Source organism: Acrocarpospora phusangensis (assembly GCF_016862995.1).
GTDB classification, from domain to species: Bacteria; Actinomycetota; Actinomycetes; order Streptosporangiales; family Streptosporangiaceae; genus Acrocarpospora; species Acrocarpospora phusangensis.
In genome coordinates this window covers 59,682-72,598 of the sequence record NZ_BOOA01000027.1, presented here as the reverse complement: position 1 = coordinate 72,598, position 12,917 = coordinate 59,682, and the positions used below count along the sequence as shown (strand labels likewise).

Here is a 12,917-nt window from a genome sequence, read left to right as displayed (position 1 = left end):
AATCCAGTCAGTAATTATTGAGTCAATGAATGCTGACTGGGCTGACGCGGTGGCGGGGCGGGCGCAGGTGCACGCCGCCCTCGGCGACCCCGCGCGGCTGACGATCGTGGACCGGCTGGCCCTGGGTGACGCCTCGCCGGGCGAGCTCGGCGGGCAGTTGGGCCTGCCCACCAATCTGTTCGCCCACCACGTGAAGATCCTGCACGAGGCGGGTGTAGTCGAGCGGCGGCGCTCGGAAGGTGACCGTCGCCGCACGTACCTGCGCCTGGTGACCGGCGCGCTGGAAGCGCTGATGCCGGTGCAGGCACGGCAGGCCCCGCGCGTGGTGTTCGTGTGTACCCACAACTCCGCCCGATCCCAGCTGGCAGCCGCCCTGTGGCAGCGGCGCAGCGCGGTGCCCGCCGCCTCGGCCGGGACCGTCCCGGCTCAGCGGGTCAACCCCGGCGCCCAGGCCGTGGCCCGCCGTCACGGCCTGGACCTGGACCAGGCCCGTACCGCCCACCTGGACCAGGTCGCCCAGCCGGAGGATCTGATCGTGGCGGTCTGTGACAGTGCTCACGAACGACTCGGCGGGCGCGAGCGCCTGCACTGGTCGATCCCCGACCCGGTCCGTCTGGGTACCGACGCGGCTTTCGAGCACGCCTTCACCGACATCGCCGGCCGGATCGACCGGCTGGCCCCCGCCGTCCTTCCCATTGATCCCCCCATCGACCTTCCTGTCCCCGCTGTCCGACTCCCGCAGGAGTGACTCATGCCTGAGACCTACCAGCGTGCCGACCTGAGCGTGGACCAGCAGCACGCCCTGCTGACCGCCGCCCGCAATCTCGGCGACCTGTTCGCCGGCACCTTCGGCACCGAGACCATCGAACGTTTCCTCCACACCAGCTACGACCAGTTCGCCGAGAAGGCCGCCATCCCGGCCTTCCTGCCACTGCTGGCCGAACGCTTCGCCCGCCAGCGCCTGACCGCCCTGGCCCGGGTGGAGGGCAACGCCGAGGACGGCCGCCCCATCGTGCTGTTCCTGTGCGTGCACAACGCCGGCCGCAGCCAGATGGCCATGGGCTTCTTCCAGCATCTGGCCGGAGAGAACGCCGTGGCCTGGTCGGGCGGATCGGAGTTCGCCAGCGAGATCAACCCCGCCGCCGTCGCCTCCATGGCCGAACGCGGCATCGACATCTCCGCCGAGTTCCCCAAGCCGTGGACCGAGGAGATCATCCGTGCCGCCGATGTGGTCGTGACCATGGGCTGCGGCGACACCTGCCCCGTCTTCCCCGGCAAGCGCTACCTGGACTGGGAACTGGACGACCCGGCGGGCAAGAGCGCCGAGGACGTGCGGCCGATCCGCGACGAGATCGAACGCCGGGTGCGTGACCTGCTGGCCGAGCTCAAGGTCGCGGTGGCGTGAGATCTTCCAGGCCCGGGTCATGGACCTTTGGCAATCGGGCGGTCAGGCGGTGACGAGTTCCACGTCGACTGGGCCGGAGGCCGCCCCGGGCTCGGACAGCGGGGTGAACAGGGCGCCGAGCTTGGCGACCACGGACGGGATGATCCAGTAGTAGACCCAGGTGCCGCGGCGTTCGGAGTCGATCAGGCCGGCGGTGCGCAGGACCTTCAGGTGGTGGGAGATCGTGGGGGCGGTCAGGTCGAAGGCGTCGGTCAGGTCGCAGACGCAGGCTTCGCCGCCCGCGTGGGAGCCGATCAGCGAGAGCAGGCGGAGCCGTACCGGGTCGGCGACGGCCTTGAGCAGCGCGGCCATCTCCACGGCGTCGGACTCCGACAGTGGCTCGCGGGCGATCGGCGCGCAGCAGGTGATGGTGGCATCGGTCACGGCGAACACCCCTTTACTTCGACATCTGTCTAAATCATAGGCGATGGTAGGCCACCAGGGACGACGCGGCGATCAGGCAGGCGACGGCGACCGCGCCCATGACCCAGCTGTATCCGGCCGTCTGGGCGAGCGCGACCGCGCCGAGCGGGGCCAGGGCCTTGTCGGCGACGGAGAAGACGGCGATTCTGCCGGACAGGGTGGCGTAGGCGGCGGTGCCGTACCGGTCGACCAGCAGGTGGGGCAGGGTGATGGAGGCGATGCCGAAGCCGAGGCCGAACAGCAGGACGCAGGCGACGGCGCCCTGCACCGTCGCTCCCAGAGGTGGCAGGAGCAGGACGGCCACCCCCTGGAGGGCGAAGATCGCGGCCGCGATCAGGGCGGCGGGCAGGCGGCGTTGCAGGCCGGTGGTGATCAGACGTCCGGTCACCGACAGCACGCCGAGCAGGCCCGCGAGGGTGGCGGCGAGTACGGGTGAGTGGCCGAGGTGGATGAGGTAGCTGATGAGCAGGACCGACATGATGGAGACCGCGCCGCCGTTGGCGGTGAAGGCGATCACCAGCAGCCAGAACGGGCGGGCGCGGGTGGCGGCTTTGACGATTCCGTCGCGTTCGGCTCGTGGCTTCGGGCGTGGACGGCGGCGCAGTACGAGGGCGTGCAACGGGATCGCGGTCACGCCGTACCCGATGGCCAGGATGACCAGCGCCTGGCGCCAGCCGTGGGAGTCGACGAGCAGGCCGGTGACCGGGAGGAAGATCGCGGAGGCGAAGCCCGCGACGATGGTGATCGCCAGGAGGGCGTTCGCCCGGTTGTCGCCGTCGAACCAGCTGACGACGACGGCGAAGGCGGATTCGTAGAGGACCATCGCGCAAGCGATTCCGATGACGGCCGAAACGACATACAGCTGCGGCAGATTCTCCACCCGCGACCAGGCCAGCACGGCGACCGTGCCCAGGACCGAACCCACCGTCATCAGGCCACGGCCGCCGCGCGCGTCCAGCCAGCGGCCGACCAGCGGCGCGCACAGGGCGGCGATCAGGATGGAGATCGTGAGGGCGGCGGCGACCTGTGCGCCGGTGGCATTCAGGTCGCGGGTCATCGGGATCAGGAAGACCGAGAAGGCGTAGTAGAGCACGCCGTACCCGATGGTCTGGGTGACGGCGAGCGCGACCACCATCCGCCAGCCCTGGGAGACCGAGGCCGGCGGCGCGGCGGACTCGCCGGTGGATTCGGCGACGGACGAGGCGGTCGACTTGCCGGTGGACCGGTCTGTGCCTTTGATGGTGGCGCTCATGTGGGCTCGCAGGAGATCAGCTTGCGGCCTGCGGCGGTGGCCGACCAGAATCCCCCGGTTTCGGTGAGGAAGCCCTGGGCGTGCAGTCGCCAGGTCAGCGTTCCTGCCATGCGGGCAATCGCGGGAGTGAATCCCGGGTTGCTGCTCGATCGCCGCGCGCGGACCAGGTGAGCGCCCAACTCGTCAGTGTCGAGCCGGCCGTGGGCGCAGATGAGGCGCAGGGCCTCCTTCTGGGCGGCGGTGGGATATCCCTCGGACATGGTCTCAGCCGCAGCATCCGCCGCCGGAGGAGACCTCGGCCAGTGGCAGCGGGGTGGCGAGTAGGCCGCCGCTGATGCCGGTGGCCAGGCCGACACGTCGTTCCTGGGCTTCGGCCAGGCTGGAGGAGCAGACGCCGGTCTCGGGCAGGTCGAGCTGCACCTCACGGGCCGCCTCCCAGTCACCGGCGATGGCGGCCGCAACCGAGCGGGCCTGCTCGTAGCCGGTGGCCATCAAGAAGGTGGGCGCCCGGCCGTAGCTCTTGACGCCGACCGCGTAGTAGCCGTTCTCGGGGTGGGCCAGCTCGTCGACTCCGTGGGCGGGTACGGTGCCGCAGGAGTGCCGGTTGGGGTCGATCAGCGGGGCCAGCGCGCGGGTGGAGCCGAGGATCGGGTCCAGGTCCAGCCGCAGTTCGGAGGCGATCGAGTGGTCGGGGCGGAAGCCGGTCGCCGCCACCACCCGGTCCGCGGTGACCGACCGCTCGGCCCCCGTGCGGTCGCGGCTGACGACCGTCACCGCCGCGTCGTCGGCGCGGACGGAGTGGGCGTAGAAACCGGTGAGCAGGGTGATCCGGCCGGAGGCGACGTGCTGCCGGAGGCGGGAGCCGAGTGCGCCGCGGGCGGGCAGGGCATCGGCGTCGCCGCCGCCGTAAGTGCGACCCGCGTCACCGGCGCGGATCGCCCAGGTGATGCGGGCGTCCTCCAGCTGGGTCAGGGCGAGCAGGGTGGTGGCGGCCGAGTGGCCCGCGCCGACGACCAGGGTGTGGCGCCCCTCGTACAGCTCCCGGTCGGCGCCGAGCACATCGGGTAGCGCGTGGTCGATCAGATCGGCGGTCTCGCCATGGGCGGGCAGACCGCTCGCGCCCAGCACGTTCGCGTACGCGCCGGAGGCGTCCACGATCGCGCGAGCCTGGAACTCCTCGCCGTTGGCGGTCCTGATCAGGAAAGGGGCGTGCTCGCGGCCGTCCGTACGGACGCGGTCGAACCCGAGGCAGCTGATGGCCGTCACCCGAACGCCCAGCCGCACCCGCGCGCCCAGGAGCTTGGCCAGCGGGGCGAGATAGTCGGAGATCAGCTCTTCCCCGGTGGGCAGCCAGTCCGCATCCGGGGCGGTCCAGCCGTCGGCCTCCAGCAGGCGGCGGGCGGCGTCGTCGATGTTGAACCGCCACGGGCTGAAGATCCGCACGTGACCCCACTGGGCGACGGAGGCCGCGACCTGCTCACCGGCTTCCAGGACGAGGAAGTCCAGGCCGCGCTCGGCCAGGTGCGCGGCGGCGGCCAGACCGACCGGCCCGGCTCCGATCACCACCACCGGTAGATCGTTGCGGCCCGGCGGGGTCGGTACGGCGGTGTTGAGAGAGGCGGTGGCTGTGGAGTTGGTGGTGAGGCCACTCATGACTGATCCTCCTGATGATCGTTGGGCGGCGGAAAGCAGCAGAGCGGGCATCGATCTGCTGCAGGGCCGGGCGTCGGGCGCACCAGCCCGCCTGATTAGAAGATTGTCTAATCAGACTTGGGGATAGCATGCAGCCCTGATTAGATATCTGTCAAATCAGCGCATCAATCGCGCCCTGCTGGACCTGCAGTCGCTCTTGTATGCCTGCTGCCCGCCCCAGGATGGCCCGGCTCCGACCTGCTCACCGTCCGCCTCGTGCGAGGGCGTGTCGGCAGCCGGCCATCAGGCAAGTGCGGGACGACATCGAGCACGCGAGTGGTCGTGGGCGTAAGCTGGGTGACGCGCTCAGGGCGCACCCGGTCCGCGGGAAGGGCCAAGCCCACCTGATACTCGTCGAACGACGCGATCCGACCTCTTTCCGGCCTGATCATGCGGACACCAGGCGCTGACGGAAACGAGGTTCCGATGCCTGTTCACCGCCTGCCCGACAACCCCAGCCTCGAACGGCTCCGCAAACAGGCCAAGACACTCTTCCAGTACGTGAACGCGAGAGTTCCCGAGGCGCTCGGACTCGTCACCGAGTTCCATCCCCGGCCGTCACAGCCACTCAAACTGTCCGACGCACAACTCGTCACCGCCCGCATGTACGGCTTCGCGAGCTGGCCCCGGCTGAAAGAACACATCGACACCGTGGCGCGGTACTCCCGATCGCCACACCAGGTCGAAGCGTGCCGAGAACTGCCGCAGGAGTTCCTCCGGCTTGCCTGCCTCACCTACGGGAGCGACTATCCGGGCCGGACCCGGGAGGCCGACCAGCTGCTGGCCCGGCATCCACAGCTGGCCACCGCGGACGTTTTCACGATGGCGGCCACCGGCTCGGCCGATGCGCTGGCTGATGCGCTGGCCGGGAATCCCGGGCTGGCCCGGACTCAAGGCGGCCCCTTCGGGTGGGAGCCGCTGCTGTACCTGGCCTACGCGCGCCTCGACCCTCCCGGCCGGTCCGTCGCGGCGGCCCGGCTCCTCCTCCGGCACGGCGCCGACCCCGACGCCGGATTCCTGTGGGACGGACTGACGTCGCCGTTCACCGCGCTCACCGGCGCATTCGGCGGAGGCGAGGGCGACCAGCCACCGCACCCGCAGGGCCTGGCGCTCGCCAGGCTGCTGCTGGAGGCCGGAGCCGACCCCAACGACAGCCAGACCCTGTACAACCTCGGCCTCGGCGGCTCCTTCTCGGACGACACCGCCCACCTTGAGCTGCTGCTGGAGTTCGGCCTGGGCCGCGGCCAGGGCGGGCCGTGGCACGCTCGACTGGGCCCGACGATGCAGTCCCCGCAGCAGTTGCTGCGCGAGGAACTGGCCACCGCCGCGCTGCGGGGCGGCCCACGGCGGGCCCGGCTGCTCCTGGCGAACGGCGCGGAGGTCGACGGCCTGGGCGGGCATCCCGCCTACGGCGGGCGCACCCCCTACGAGCTTGCCCTGCTCAACGGACACACCGAGGTCGCGCACCTTCTCGCCGCCGCGGGCGCCTCAGCGGAACTGGAGGAGATGGACGCCTTCACCGCCGCCTGCATGCGCGCCGACGCCGAGACGGTCGCCGGACTCGGCCCGCGACTGCTGGCCCGCGTACTGGCCCGGCACCCGGAGCTGATCAACCGTGCGGCCGGGCTGCGCAAGACCGCGGCGGTACGGCTGCTCGCCGGACTCGGCTTCGACGTCAACCACCTACACCGTTCCACCCCGCTGCACGAGGCGGCCTGGAACGACGACAGGGAGACCGCCACGGCGCTGATCGAACTCGGCGCCGACCCGACGATCAAGGACACTCAGTACGACTCGACCCCGCTCGGCTGGGCCGAATACGGCGGCAAGCACCGCGTGGCGGCCTACTTGCGAGACCTCGGGAATCGGGAAAGATCCCACCCCGCTGACTGAACCTACCGACCTCGACCAATCTGGTGACATGACAGCAGTCGAACCCGTCCAGGCCGCAGGCGAAGGTCAGGCATCCGACGGCGAAGAGGTGGGCGTTCTCCCGCCATCGGATCAGCGACATCACCGTCATGGTCGCGAAGGCCACGCCCAGGGCCTGGATGCAGATCCGCCCGGTGCGCCGGTGGCGTCGGCCGCCTTTGCCGGAGAAGGCGGCCATGGCACCTGTTGCAATGCAGGTGAGACCAGCGGTCACGTGTACGGCCAAAGGCGAAGAGGAAGACGGGTCCGCCGTCAGGGACGTATCCCATACCGGATTTCTCATGCGTAGGATAACTACCTATAGGAATCCTACGCATGCGGTTGGCGGCGCGACAATGCCGGTATAGCGTTGCTACATATGAGGGCCGAAGTACTGAAGGGCCACCTGGACGCGCTGCTGCTGGCAGCCCTGGACGAAGGTCCACGACACGGCTACGCGGTCAAGGAGGCGTTGCGCGAGACCACCGCCGGGAAGCTCGACCTGCCCACCGGCACCATCTACCCCGCACTACACCGGCTGGAACAGGCCGGGCTGATCAGCGGCACCTGGTCAGTGGTGGCCGGACGTCGCCGCCGTACCTATCAACTCACCGGGCACGGGCGGACGGCGCTGGCCGACGCCCGCCAGAACTGGCGCGAGTTCGCCGACGTCATCTCCTCAGCCCTGAAGAGCGCACCGTGGCCGGCCACGAGCTGATCGAGAGCCAGGTCCGGGTGCTGGCCAGGCGGCTGCCTCCCCTCATCGTCGAGGAACTGGCCGACGGCCTGACCGAGACCTACCAGGCCCAGTTGCGGCGGCTCCGCGACCCGGACGCCGCGGCCGGGCGGCCGTGGCGGAGTTCGGCGACGCCGACACCATCAGCGCCGCCTTCGTCCGGGACGCACCCGTCCGCGCCGCCGCCCGGCTGCTGCTGGCCACCGGCCCTCTGGTGGGCATGGTGTGGGGAAGCGCGCTGGTGAGCGCGGAGGTGTGGACCTGGCCGGTGCCGACGGCCGTTCCGGTGAGCGTGGGCGCGGTGCTGCTGATGGTCGTGGCGACGCTCGCGCTGGCGCGGGCGGTCTCCCACCACTACAAGGTGTTACGGCGGGCCGTCGTGAGCGGAGCCTGCGGGCTGGTGCTGGTCGACCTGGCCGTGCTGACCACAGCCAGGGCCATGGCTCTGCCGTCAGTATTGATCATCTGTGCTTTGACGGTCAGCCTCGCCCGGATCGTCCTGGTCACCCAGATGCTGATCAGGATCCGCTGATCAGAGTTTCGGTTCCGACTTCGCCCGCCGCCGGTCACCGAGCGAGGCGCATGCCTTCGAGCAGGGTGGCGAGGTATCGGCGGGCGGTCTCGATCCGCTCGATGGGGGTACCGCCGTGGACGGCCACGGCATGGGCGACGCCGCACATGAGCGGGACGAGGTCGGCGGCGGCGAGGTCGGGGCGGACGGCACGGGCGTCGCGCGCCCGCTCGAGGAGCGTGGTGCCGGCGGACGCGAGTGACTTCTTGAGTTCCGTGGTGCGCGCCAGGGTGTCGGTGGTCGCGGCGGCGACCGGAGGCAGGGCGGCGTCGGTGACCTGTGCTTCGACGACGCGGGACAGGAAGCCGTCCAGCGCCCGCCGGGGGTCGGGGTCGGCCAAGGCCCGCTCGCCGTGCGCGGCCAGGGCTTCCAGGCAGGGAGTGGCGACGGTCTCCAAAAGTGCCTCGGGCGTGGCGAAGTGCCGGTAGACCGTCGCGACCCCGAGGCCCGCCCGGCGCGCGACGTCGTTGAGCTGCAATGGGGTGCCCTGGTCGACCAGGTCGCGGGCGGTGGCGACGATCCGCTCCCAGTTACGGGCGGCGTCCTTTCGCAGCGATGTGGTCGTCATGGGGGAAGTATCCAGGTTCACGGACTCGCCACCCGACAGGGCCCGCACCGGCGGATGGTCATCCGGCCACCGCGGGCGCGTGGGTTCGGCTGAGCAGGTGCACGGCTTCGGCGATGCGGCGGTCGGTCGCCGCGCGGAACGGGGCGACGGGGGGGCGCCTGGGGCCGATGACGAGGCCGGTCCTGCCGGTCAGCACCGGGTCGGTGGCGGCGGCGATCGAGGACCTGGCCGCAGCGGACACCGGCCCCGAGGTGGATTGTTCGAACCTGCGGCGGACCAGCGGCCGCACCGTCAACGGCTCCCCCGACGCGGCGTGGTCGGCGGCTATGCCGTGGGCCAGCGCGCGTACCTGGTCGAGCGAGGCGAGGTCGGCGGCCAGAAACCGTCCGGGGTACGCGGGTCGCGCCGCGTTGATCCGCTCCACCGCCCTGGCTCCACGCTCGGCGTCGCGCCCGACGACGGTGACCGCGAACCCTGCGGCGGCCAGCCCCAGCGCGGTCTCCAGGCCGATGCCTCCCGTGCCTGCCGTGACCACAGCTGACCTCGTCATGAGACCACTCCGTCCAGATAAACGGATACTTCATCCGATTGGCTCGGACACTAGCACAATCGGATGAACTATCCGTTTGATGGCTCGACAGGCTTCATGGACACGCTGGGGCGAACCAGGCATGTGGGCGCCGGCCAGCGGTTCGAGTGTGACGAGGGGGCGGACCACCCCACTGTTCGGGAACGGGGTCAGCCGTTCACCTTCCCCGAATGGTTGGCTTGACCCCGGGCGCTCACTGCCGCCGCAGATAGCGCCAGCCCAGCACGCCGTACCAGATCATGATCGGCAGGTAGAGGGCGTACCCGAGCTGCTCCGACGCCTCCGAAGGGGTGTCGCCTCCGGCCGTCCATGGCAGTGCGACCGCGGCCAGGGCGCAGAGCGCCGCGATGGCGCCGGCCCAGCGAAGGCCGCCGGGCATGGGGACGCCCAGCGCGGTGGTGGTCGCGGCGGCGACCCAGAGCAGCCCTGCCAGGTTGACCATCCACTTCGCGGTGAGCAGTACCGCCGTGGCCGCGGCGGCGGTGGCCGGCGTGACCGGATCGGTGCTCAGCCCGGTCAGCGCCAGGTTGCCGGCGTCGTGAAGCAGCCCCGCCAGCCCGGTGGCGGCCAGCAGCCCACCGGCGAGTACGACCAGGTGTGGCCGGGGCGCGACCTGCGGGCTCGCGGCCATGACCAGCCCGGCCGCGGTCAACGACAGCCAGCCGAGCACGTCGAAGGCCAGTTCGGTCAGGTGCAGACCAACCTGCTCGCCCACCGCGACGAGCGTGGTGCCCGGGTCGGTGGGATTCAGGGTCAACCCTGATGGCACCACGATGGCCAGACCGGCGATCATGGCCAGCAGTGAGGTCAGCAGCAGGACACCGGTGAGCCGGGCCCCGGGGTTCAGATCTGTCATGGACGGTGACGGTAGAACCCTGACACAGGGAGAAGGTCAACACGCTGAGGGCAAGGAGTCGTCATGTGGCGGATCGGTCAATTGGCGCGTATGGCCGGGGTATCCCAGCGCACCCTGCGTCACTACGACAAGATCGGGCTGCTGGTGCCCGCCGCGGTGGATCGGGCCACCGGTTATCGCTGGTACGGCGTGACCGAGTTGTCCCGGCTGGAGCGCATCCGGGGATTGCAACGCCTCGGCCTGCCGCTGCGCCAGATCACCGATCTGCTTGACGCACCCGAGGCACAGCTGCGCCAAGCCTTGGCCGAGAACGTGACGAGTCTCCACCGCGACATCGCCGCATTGGCCGCGACCGCGGCCCAGGCGGAGGACCACCTCAAGACGCCCATGTCGATACTGCCTCAGCAGACCACGGTGGGGCCGCGCCGCCTGCGCGTACGACACCTGCGTCTCGACCACGCGTCCGAACTGGCCGCCATCTGCGCGGCGGTATCGCCGTCGACCTTGCTGACCTGGCTCGGCGGACAGCCGACGGGCGGATTCGCCGCGGCGGTGACCACAGATCGGGGCGGCGAGCAGCTCGTCCTGCCCGCCCGTGCCGTTGTGCGCGCCATCGTCCCCGCCTCGATCGGTGTCGTCCGTGCCGGTGAGGAGCTGTTCGGCTGGCTGCACCGCCACGAACTGACCGTCGCCGGCCCCACTCTGGAAGATCACCTCATCGACGCGGGCGGTGCCCACGCCACCGTTCTGGAGGTGCCGGTGCTCAGGCGTGCGGATCGACCCGCGGCATGATGATCAGGTTGGAGAGGCCCCAGCCGCGGATGCCCGCAGCTGGGGTCGATACACGGCGATGGGTTCTGGTTATGAGATCCGGGCCGTGGAAGCGGACCAGGTGTTGCAGTACTTGGGGTTGCGGGAGTTGAAGCCGCGGTTCAGCCAATACGTGATGGCCTTGGCCGAGCCGTAGATGTAGCCGAACTCCTTGCTCTTCTCGCGGACGATGGACTTCCACTCGGCCGTCTTGCGGGGCATCGACTTGTAGACGCTCGCGGTGAAGGCGGCGCCCAGGCAGGCGGCTTCCCCGTAACCGACACAGGCCCGGTTGGAGTCGTGATCGTGTGGCTGGGAAAGGATTGGACGGGATGATGGCCGGACTTGTAGCTTGCGGGTGACCGCGACACCGTCCGAGGAGGTGAGACCCATGAACGCTGTATCGATGTGGGTGCTCCCCCTTCCCGTCACGGTCGGGCGATTGACGTAGGTGTCGCCGGGAGCGCCTCGCCAACACGGCACTCCCGAAAGGCAACACCTATGCGCTCCCAGTTCACCGTCTCCGGCGCCGACCGCGCGCCCCTCATGTTCGACGTGATCATTGCCGGGTGCGGGCCGACCGGCGCGATGCTGGCCGCCGAACTTCGGCTGCACGATGTACGGGTACTCGTTCTGGAGAAGGAAACCGAGCCCGCGTCGTTCGTTCGCATCGTCAGTCTGCACATTCGCAGTCTCGAACTGATGGCGATGCGCGGACTGCTGGACCGCGTTCTCCCGCACGGCAGAAAGCGTCCGGCCGCCGGTTTCTTCGCCGCCATCGCCAAACCCGCGCCCAAGAGCCTGGATTCCGCGTACGCCTATCTGCTGGGAATCCCCCAGCCGGTCATCGAGCGAGTGCTCGAAGAACACGCGATCGAACGGGGTGCGCAGGTCCGGCGCGGTCGCGCGGTGACCGGTTTCGCGCAGGACGACGAGGGGGTGACCGTCGAACTGGCCGACGGGGAACGGCTGCGGTCGCGCTACCTCGTCGGCTGTGACGGCGGGCGCAGTACGGTGCGCAAACTGCTCGGCGTCGGCTTCCCCGGCGAGCCCTCACGGGCCGACACGCTGATGGGCGAGATGAACGTGGGCGTGCCGCAGGAGGAGGTCGCCGCCAAGGTGACCGAAATCCGCGAAGCCCATCACCGATTCTGGCTCCGGCCCTTCGGCGAAGGGGTCTACAGCGTGGTAGTCCCCGCCGCGGGAGTCACCGACCGCGCGGAGCCGCCCACCCTCGACGATTTCAAACAACAGTTGCGTACCATCGCCGGAACCGATTTCGGCGTGCACTCCCCGCGCTGGATGTCCCGCTTCGGGGACGCCACCCGGCTGGCCGAACGTTATCGGGTCGGGCGGGTGCTGCTGGCCGGCGATGCGGCACACATCCATCCACCCATCGGCGGACAGGGCCTCAACCTGGGCGTTCAGGACGCGTTCAACCTCGGCTGGAAACTGGCCGCACAGATCCGCGGCTGGGCGCCGGAAACACTGCTGGACACCTACCAGGCCGAACGTCATCCGGTCGCCGAGGACGTGCTGGACAACACCCGCGCCCAGATGGAACTGCTGTCCACCGAACCGGGCCCGCGGGCCGTGCGCCGACTGCTCACCGAACTGATGGACTTCGACGAGGTGAACCGCCACCTGCTGGAGAAGATCACCGCAACCGGCATCCGCTACGACTTCGGCGCGGGCCCCGACCTGCTCGGCCGCCGCCTGCGCGACATCGACGTGAAACAGGGCCACCTCTACGGTCTGCTGCACCGCGGCCGCGGCCTGCTGCTGGACCGCACCGAACGCCTGACCGCCGGCGGCTGGTCAGACCGGGTCGATCACCTCGCGGATCCCACCGCGGCGCTGGATGTTCCGTCCGTCCTGGTACGCCCCGACGGCCACGTCGCCTGGGTCGGCGACGACCAGCAGGACCTGGACGACCATCTCTCCCGCTGGTTCGGCAAGCCCGCCGACTGATTTCTCACTGGCCACGTCCCGAAGCTGCGACGTTAAGCTTTCTGATCAGCCATCGCTCGGCGTGGCGGGAGATTTTCTTCGGGACTGTGTCGAT

At 70.0% G+C, this 12,917-nt stretch carries 15 protein-coding genes; 7 read left to right on the top strand and 8 right to left on the bottom strand.

Annotated elements, in window-relative coordinates; translation table 11 throughout:
* The first annotated feature begins 25 nt into the window (after positions 1-25).
* On the top strand, positions 26-748 hold the full coding sequence (locus Aph01nite_RS17945) for an arsenate reductase/protein-tyrosine-phosphatase family protein (RefSeq protein WP_204042056.1): 723 nt from the start codon (positions 26-28) through the stop codon (positions 746-748).
* 3 nt (positions 749-751) lie between these two features.
* Positions 752-1,405, top strand: a complete 654-nt coding sequence (locus Aph01nite_RS41520; protein ID WP_204042055.1) for an arsenate reductase ArsC — start codon at positions 752-754, stop codon at positions 1,403-1,405.
* Between the two features lie 42 nt (positions 1,406-1,447).
* On the opposite strand, the gene Aph01nite_RS17935 is transcribed toward Aph01nite_RS41520, so the two are convergent.
* From Aph01nite_RS17935 to Aph01nite_RS17920, 4 genes are read right to left on the bottom strand one after another with little or no spacing between them, the layout of a single operon-like run.
* Positions 1,448-1,828 carry a metalloregulator ArsR/SmtB family transcription factor gene (locus Aph01nite_RS17935; protein WP_239161778.1) on the bottom strand — a complete coding sequence of 127 codons (381 nt, stop codon included), beginning with the start codon at positions 1,826-1,828 and terminating at the stop codon, positions 1,448-1,450.
* Between the two features lie 34 nt (positions 1,829-1,862).
* Positions 1,863-3,119, bottom strand: a complete 1,257-nt coding sequence (locus Aph01nite_RS17930; protein ID WP_239161777.1) for an MFS transporter — start codon at positions 3,117-3,119, stop codon at positions 1,863-1,865.
* The gene (locus Aph01nite_RS17925) at positions 3,116-3,379 is read right to left on the bottom strand and encodes a hypothetical protein (RefSeq protein ID WP_204042054.1); all 264 of its coding nucleotides are present in this window, start codon (positions 3,377-3,379) and stop codon (positions 3,116-3,118) included. The genes Aph01nite_RS17930 and Aph01nite_RS17925 overlap by 4 nt, the downstream gene beginning before the upstream one ends.
* 4 nt (positions 3,380-3,383) lie before the next feature.
* A complete protein-coding gene (locus Aph01nite_RS17920; RefSeq protein WP_204042053.1) occupies positions 3,384-4,772 on the bottom strand; it encodes an FAD-dependent oxidoreductase in 1,389 nt (462 codons plus the stop codon).
* A 465-nt stretch (positions 4,773-5,237) separates the two neighbouring features.
* Between Aph01nite_RS17920 and Aph01nite_RS17915 the strand changes: the two genes are divergently transcribed.
* The 3 genes from Aph01nite_RS17915 to Aph01nite_RS17905 all read left to right on the top strand — a co-directional run bounded on the left by Aph01nite_RS17915 (position 5,238) and on the right by Aph01nite_RS17905 (position 7,990).
* The gene (locus Aph01nite_RS17915) at positions 5,238-6,704 is read left to right on the top strand and encodes an ankyrin repeat domain-containing protein (RefSeq protein WP_204042052.1); all 1,467 of its coding nucleotides are present in this window, start codon (positions 5,238-5,240) and stop codon (positions 6,702-6,704) included.
* Positions 6,705-7,101: 397 nt separating this feature from the next.
* Positions 7,102-7,440 (top strand): PadR family transcriptional regulator, encoded by a 339-nt coding sequence (locus Aph01nite_RS17910; protein ID WP_204042051.1) that lies wholly within the window; start codon positions 7,102-7,104, stop codon positions 7,438-7,440.
* A 133-nt stretch (positions 7,441-7,573) separates the two neighbouring features.
* Positions 7,574-7,990, top strand: a complete 417-nt coding sequence (locus Aph01nite_RS17905) for a hypothetical protein (protein ID WP_204042050.1) — start codon at positions 7,574-7,576, stop codon at positions 7,988-7,990.
* A 34-nt stretch (positions 7,991-8,024) separates the two neighbouring features.
* Here the strand turns inward: Aph01nite_RS17905 and Aph01nite_RS17900 are convergent, their stop codons facing one another.
* The 3 genes from Aph01nite_RS17900 to Aph01nite_RS17890 all read right to left on the bottom strand — a co-directional run bounded on the left by Aph01nite_RS17900 (position 8,025) and on the right by Aph01nite_RS17890 (position 10,042).
* Positions 8,025-8,597 carry a TetR/AcrR family transcriptional regulator gene (locus tag Aph01nite_RS17900; protein WP_204042049.1) on the bottom strand — a complete coding sequence of 191 codons (573 nt, stop codon included), beginning with the start codon at positions 8,595-8,597 and terminating at the stop codon, positions 8,025-8,027.
* 58 nt (positions 8,598-8,655) lie between these two features.
* The gene (locus Aph01nite_RS17895; protein WP_204042048.1) at positions 8,656-9,147 is read right to left on the bottom strand and encodes an SDR family NAD(P)-dependent oxidoreductase; all 492 of its coding nucleotides are present in this window, start codon (positions 9,145-9,147) and stop codon (positions 8,656-8,658) included.
* Between the two features lie 232 nt (positions 9,148-9,379).
* Positions 9,380-10,042 carry a hypothetical protein gene (locus tag Aph01nite_RS17890; protein ID WP_204042047.1) on the bottom strand — a complete coding sequence of 221 codons (663 nt, stop codon included), beginning with the start codon at positions 10,040-10,042 and terminating at the stop codon, positions 9,380-9,382.
* A gap of 63 nt (positions 10,043-10,105) precedes the next feature.
* Here Aph01nite_RS17890 and Aph01nite_RS17885 point away from each other — a divergent pair, with 63 nt between their 5' ends.
* The gene (locus Aph01nite_RS17885; RefSeq protein WP_204042046.1) at positions 10,106-10,834 is read left to right on the top strand and encodes a MerR family transcriptional regulator; all 729 of its coding nucleotides are present in this window, start codon (positions 10,106-10,108) and stop codon (positions 10,832-10,834) included.
* A 69-nt stretch (positions 10,835-10,903) separates the two neighbouring features.
* Here Aph01nite_RS17885 and Aph01nite_RS17880 read toward each other — a convergent pair whose 3' ends face one another.
* Positions 10,904-11,245, bottom strand: a complete 342-nt coding sequence (locus Aph01nite_RS17880; protein WP_204042045.1) for a hypothetical protein — start codon at positions 11,243-11,245, stop codon at positions 10,904-10,906.
* Between the two features lie 153 nt (positions 11,246-11,398).
* Here Aph01nite_RS17880 and rox point away from each other — a divergent pair, with 153 nt between their 5' ends.
* Complete coding sequence (gene rox, locus Aph01nite_RS17875; RefSeq protein WP_204042079.1) at positions 11,399-12,823, top strand: rifampin monooxygenase; 1,425 nt, start codon at positions 11,399-11,401, stop codon at positions 12,821-12,823.
* Positions 12,824-12,917: the final 94 nt, after the last annotated feature.

Excerpts from the sequence above, each read along its gene's own strand:
- Aph01nite_RS17945 (WP_204042056.1), top strand. The coding sequence starts at position 26 with ATGAATGCTGACTGGGCTGACGCGGTGGCGGGGCGGGCGCAGGTGCAC.
- Aph01nite_RS41520 (WP_204042055.1), top strand. The coding sequence starts at position 752 with ATGCCTGAGACCTACCAGCGTGCCGACCTGAGCGTGGACCAGCAGCAC.
- Aph01nite_RS17930 (WP_239161777.1), bottom strand. The coding sequence starts at position 3,119 with ATGAGCGCCACCATCAAAGGCACAGACCGGTCCACCGGCAAGTCGACC.
- Aph01nite_RS17925 (WP_204042054.1), bottom strand. The coding sequence starts at position 3,379 with ATGTCCGAGGGATATCCCACCGCCGCCCAGAAGGAGGCCCTGCGCCTC.
- Aph01nite_RS17920 (WP_204042053.1), bottom strand. The coding sequence starts at position 4,772 with ATGAGTGGCCTCACCACCAACTCCACAGCCACCGCCTCTCTCAACACC.
- Aph01nite_RS17915 (WP_204042052.1), top strand. The coding sequence starts at position 5,238 with ATGCCTGTTCACCGCCTGCCCGACAACCCCAGCCTCGAACGGCTCCGC.
- Aph01nite_RS17910 (WP_204042051.1), top strand. The coding sequence starts at position 7,102 with ATGAGGGCCGAAGTACTGAAGGGCCACCTGGACGCGCTGCTGCTGGCA.
- Aph01nite_RS17900 (WP_204042049.1), bottom strand. The coding sequence starts at position 8,597 with ATGACGACCACATCGCTGCGAAAGGACGCCGCCCGTAACTGGGAGCGG.
- Aph01nite_RS17895 (WP_204042048.1), bottom strand. The coding sequence starts at position 9,147 with ATGACGAGGTCAGCTGTGGTCACGGCAGGCACGGGAGGCATCGGCCTG.
- Aph01nite_RS17890 (WP_204042047.1), bottom strand. The coding sequence starts at position 10,042 with ATGACAGATCTGAACCCCGGGGCCCGGCTCACCGGTGTCCTGCTGCTG.
- Aph01nite_RS17885 (WP_204042046.1), top strand. The coding sequence starts at position 10,106 with ATGTGGCGGATCGGTCAATTGGCGCGTATGGCCGGGGTATCCCAGCGC.
- Aph01nite_RS17880 (WP_204042045.1), bottom strand. The coding sequence starts at position 11,245 with ATGGGTCTCACCTCCTCGGACGGTGTCGCGGTCACCCGCAAGCTACAA.
- rox (WP_204042079.1), top strand. The coding sequence starts at position 11,399 with ATGTTCGACGTGATCATTGCCGGGTGCGGGCCGACCGGCGCGATGCTG.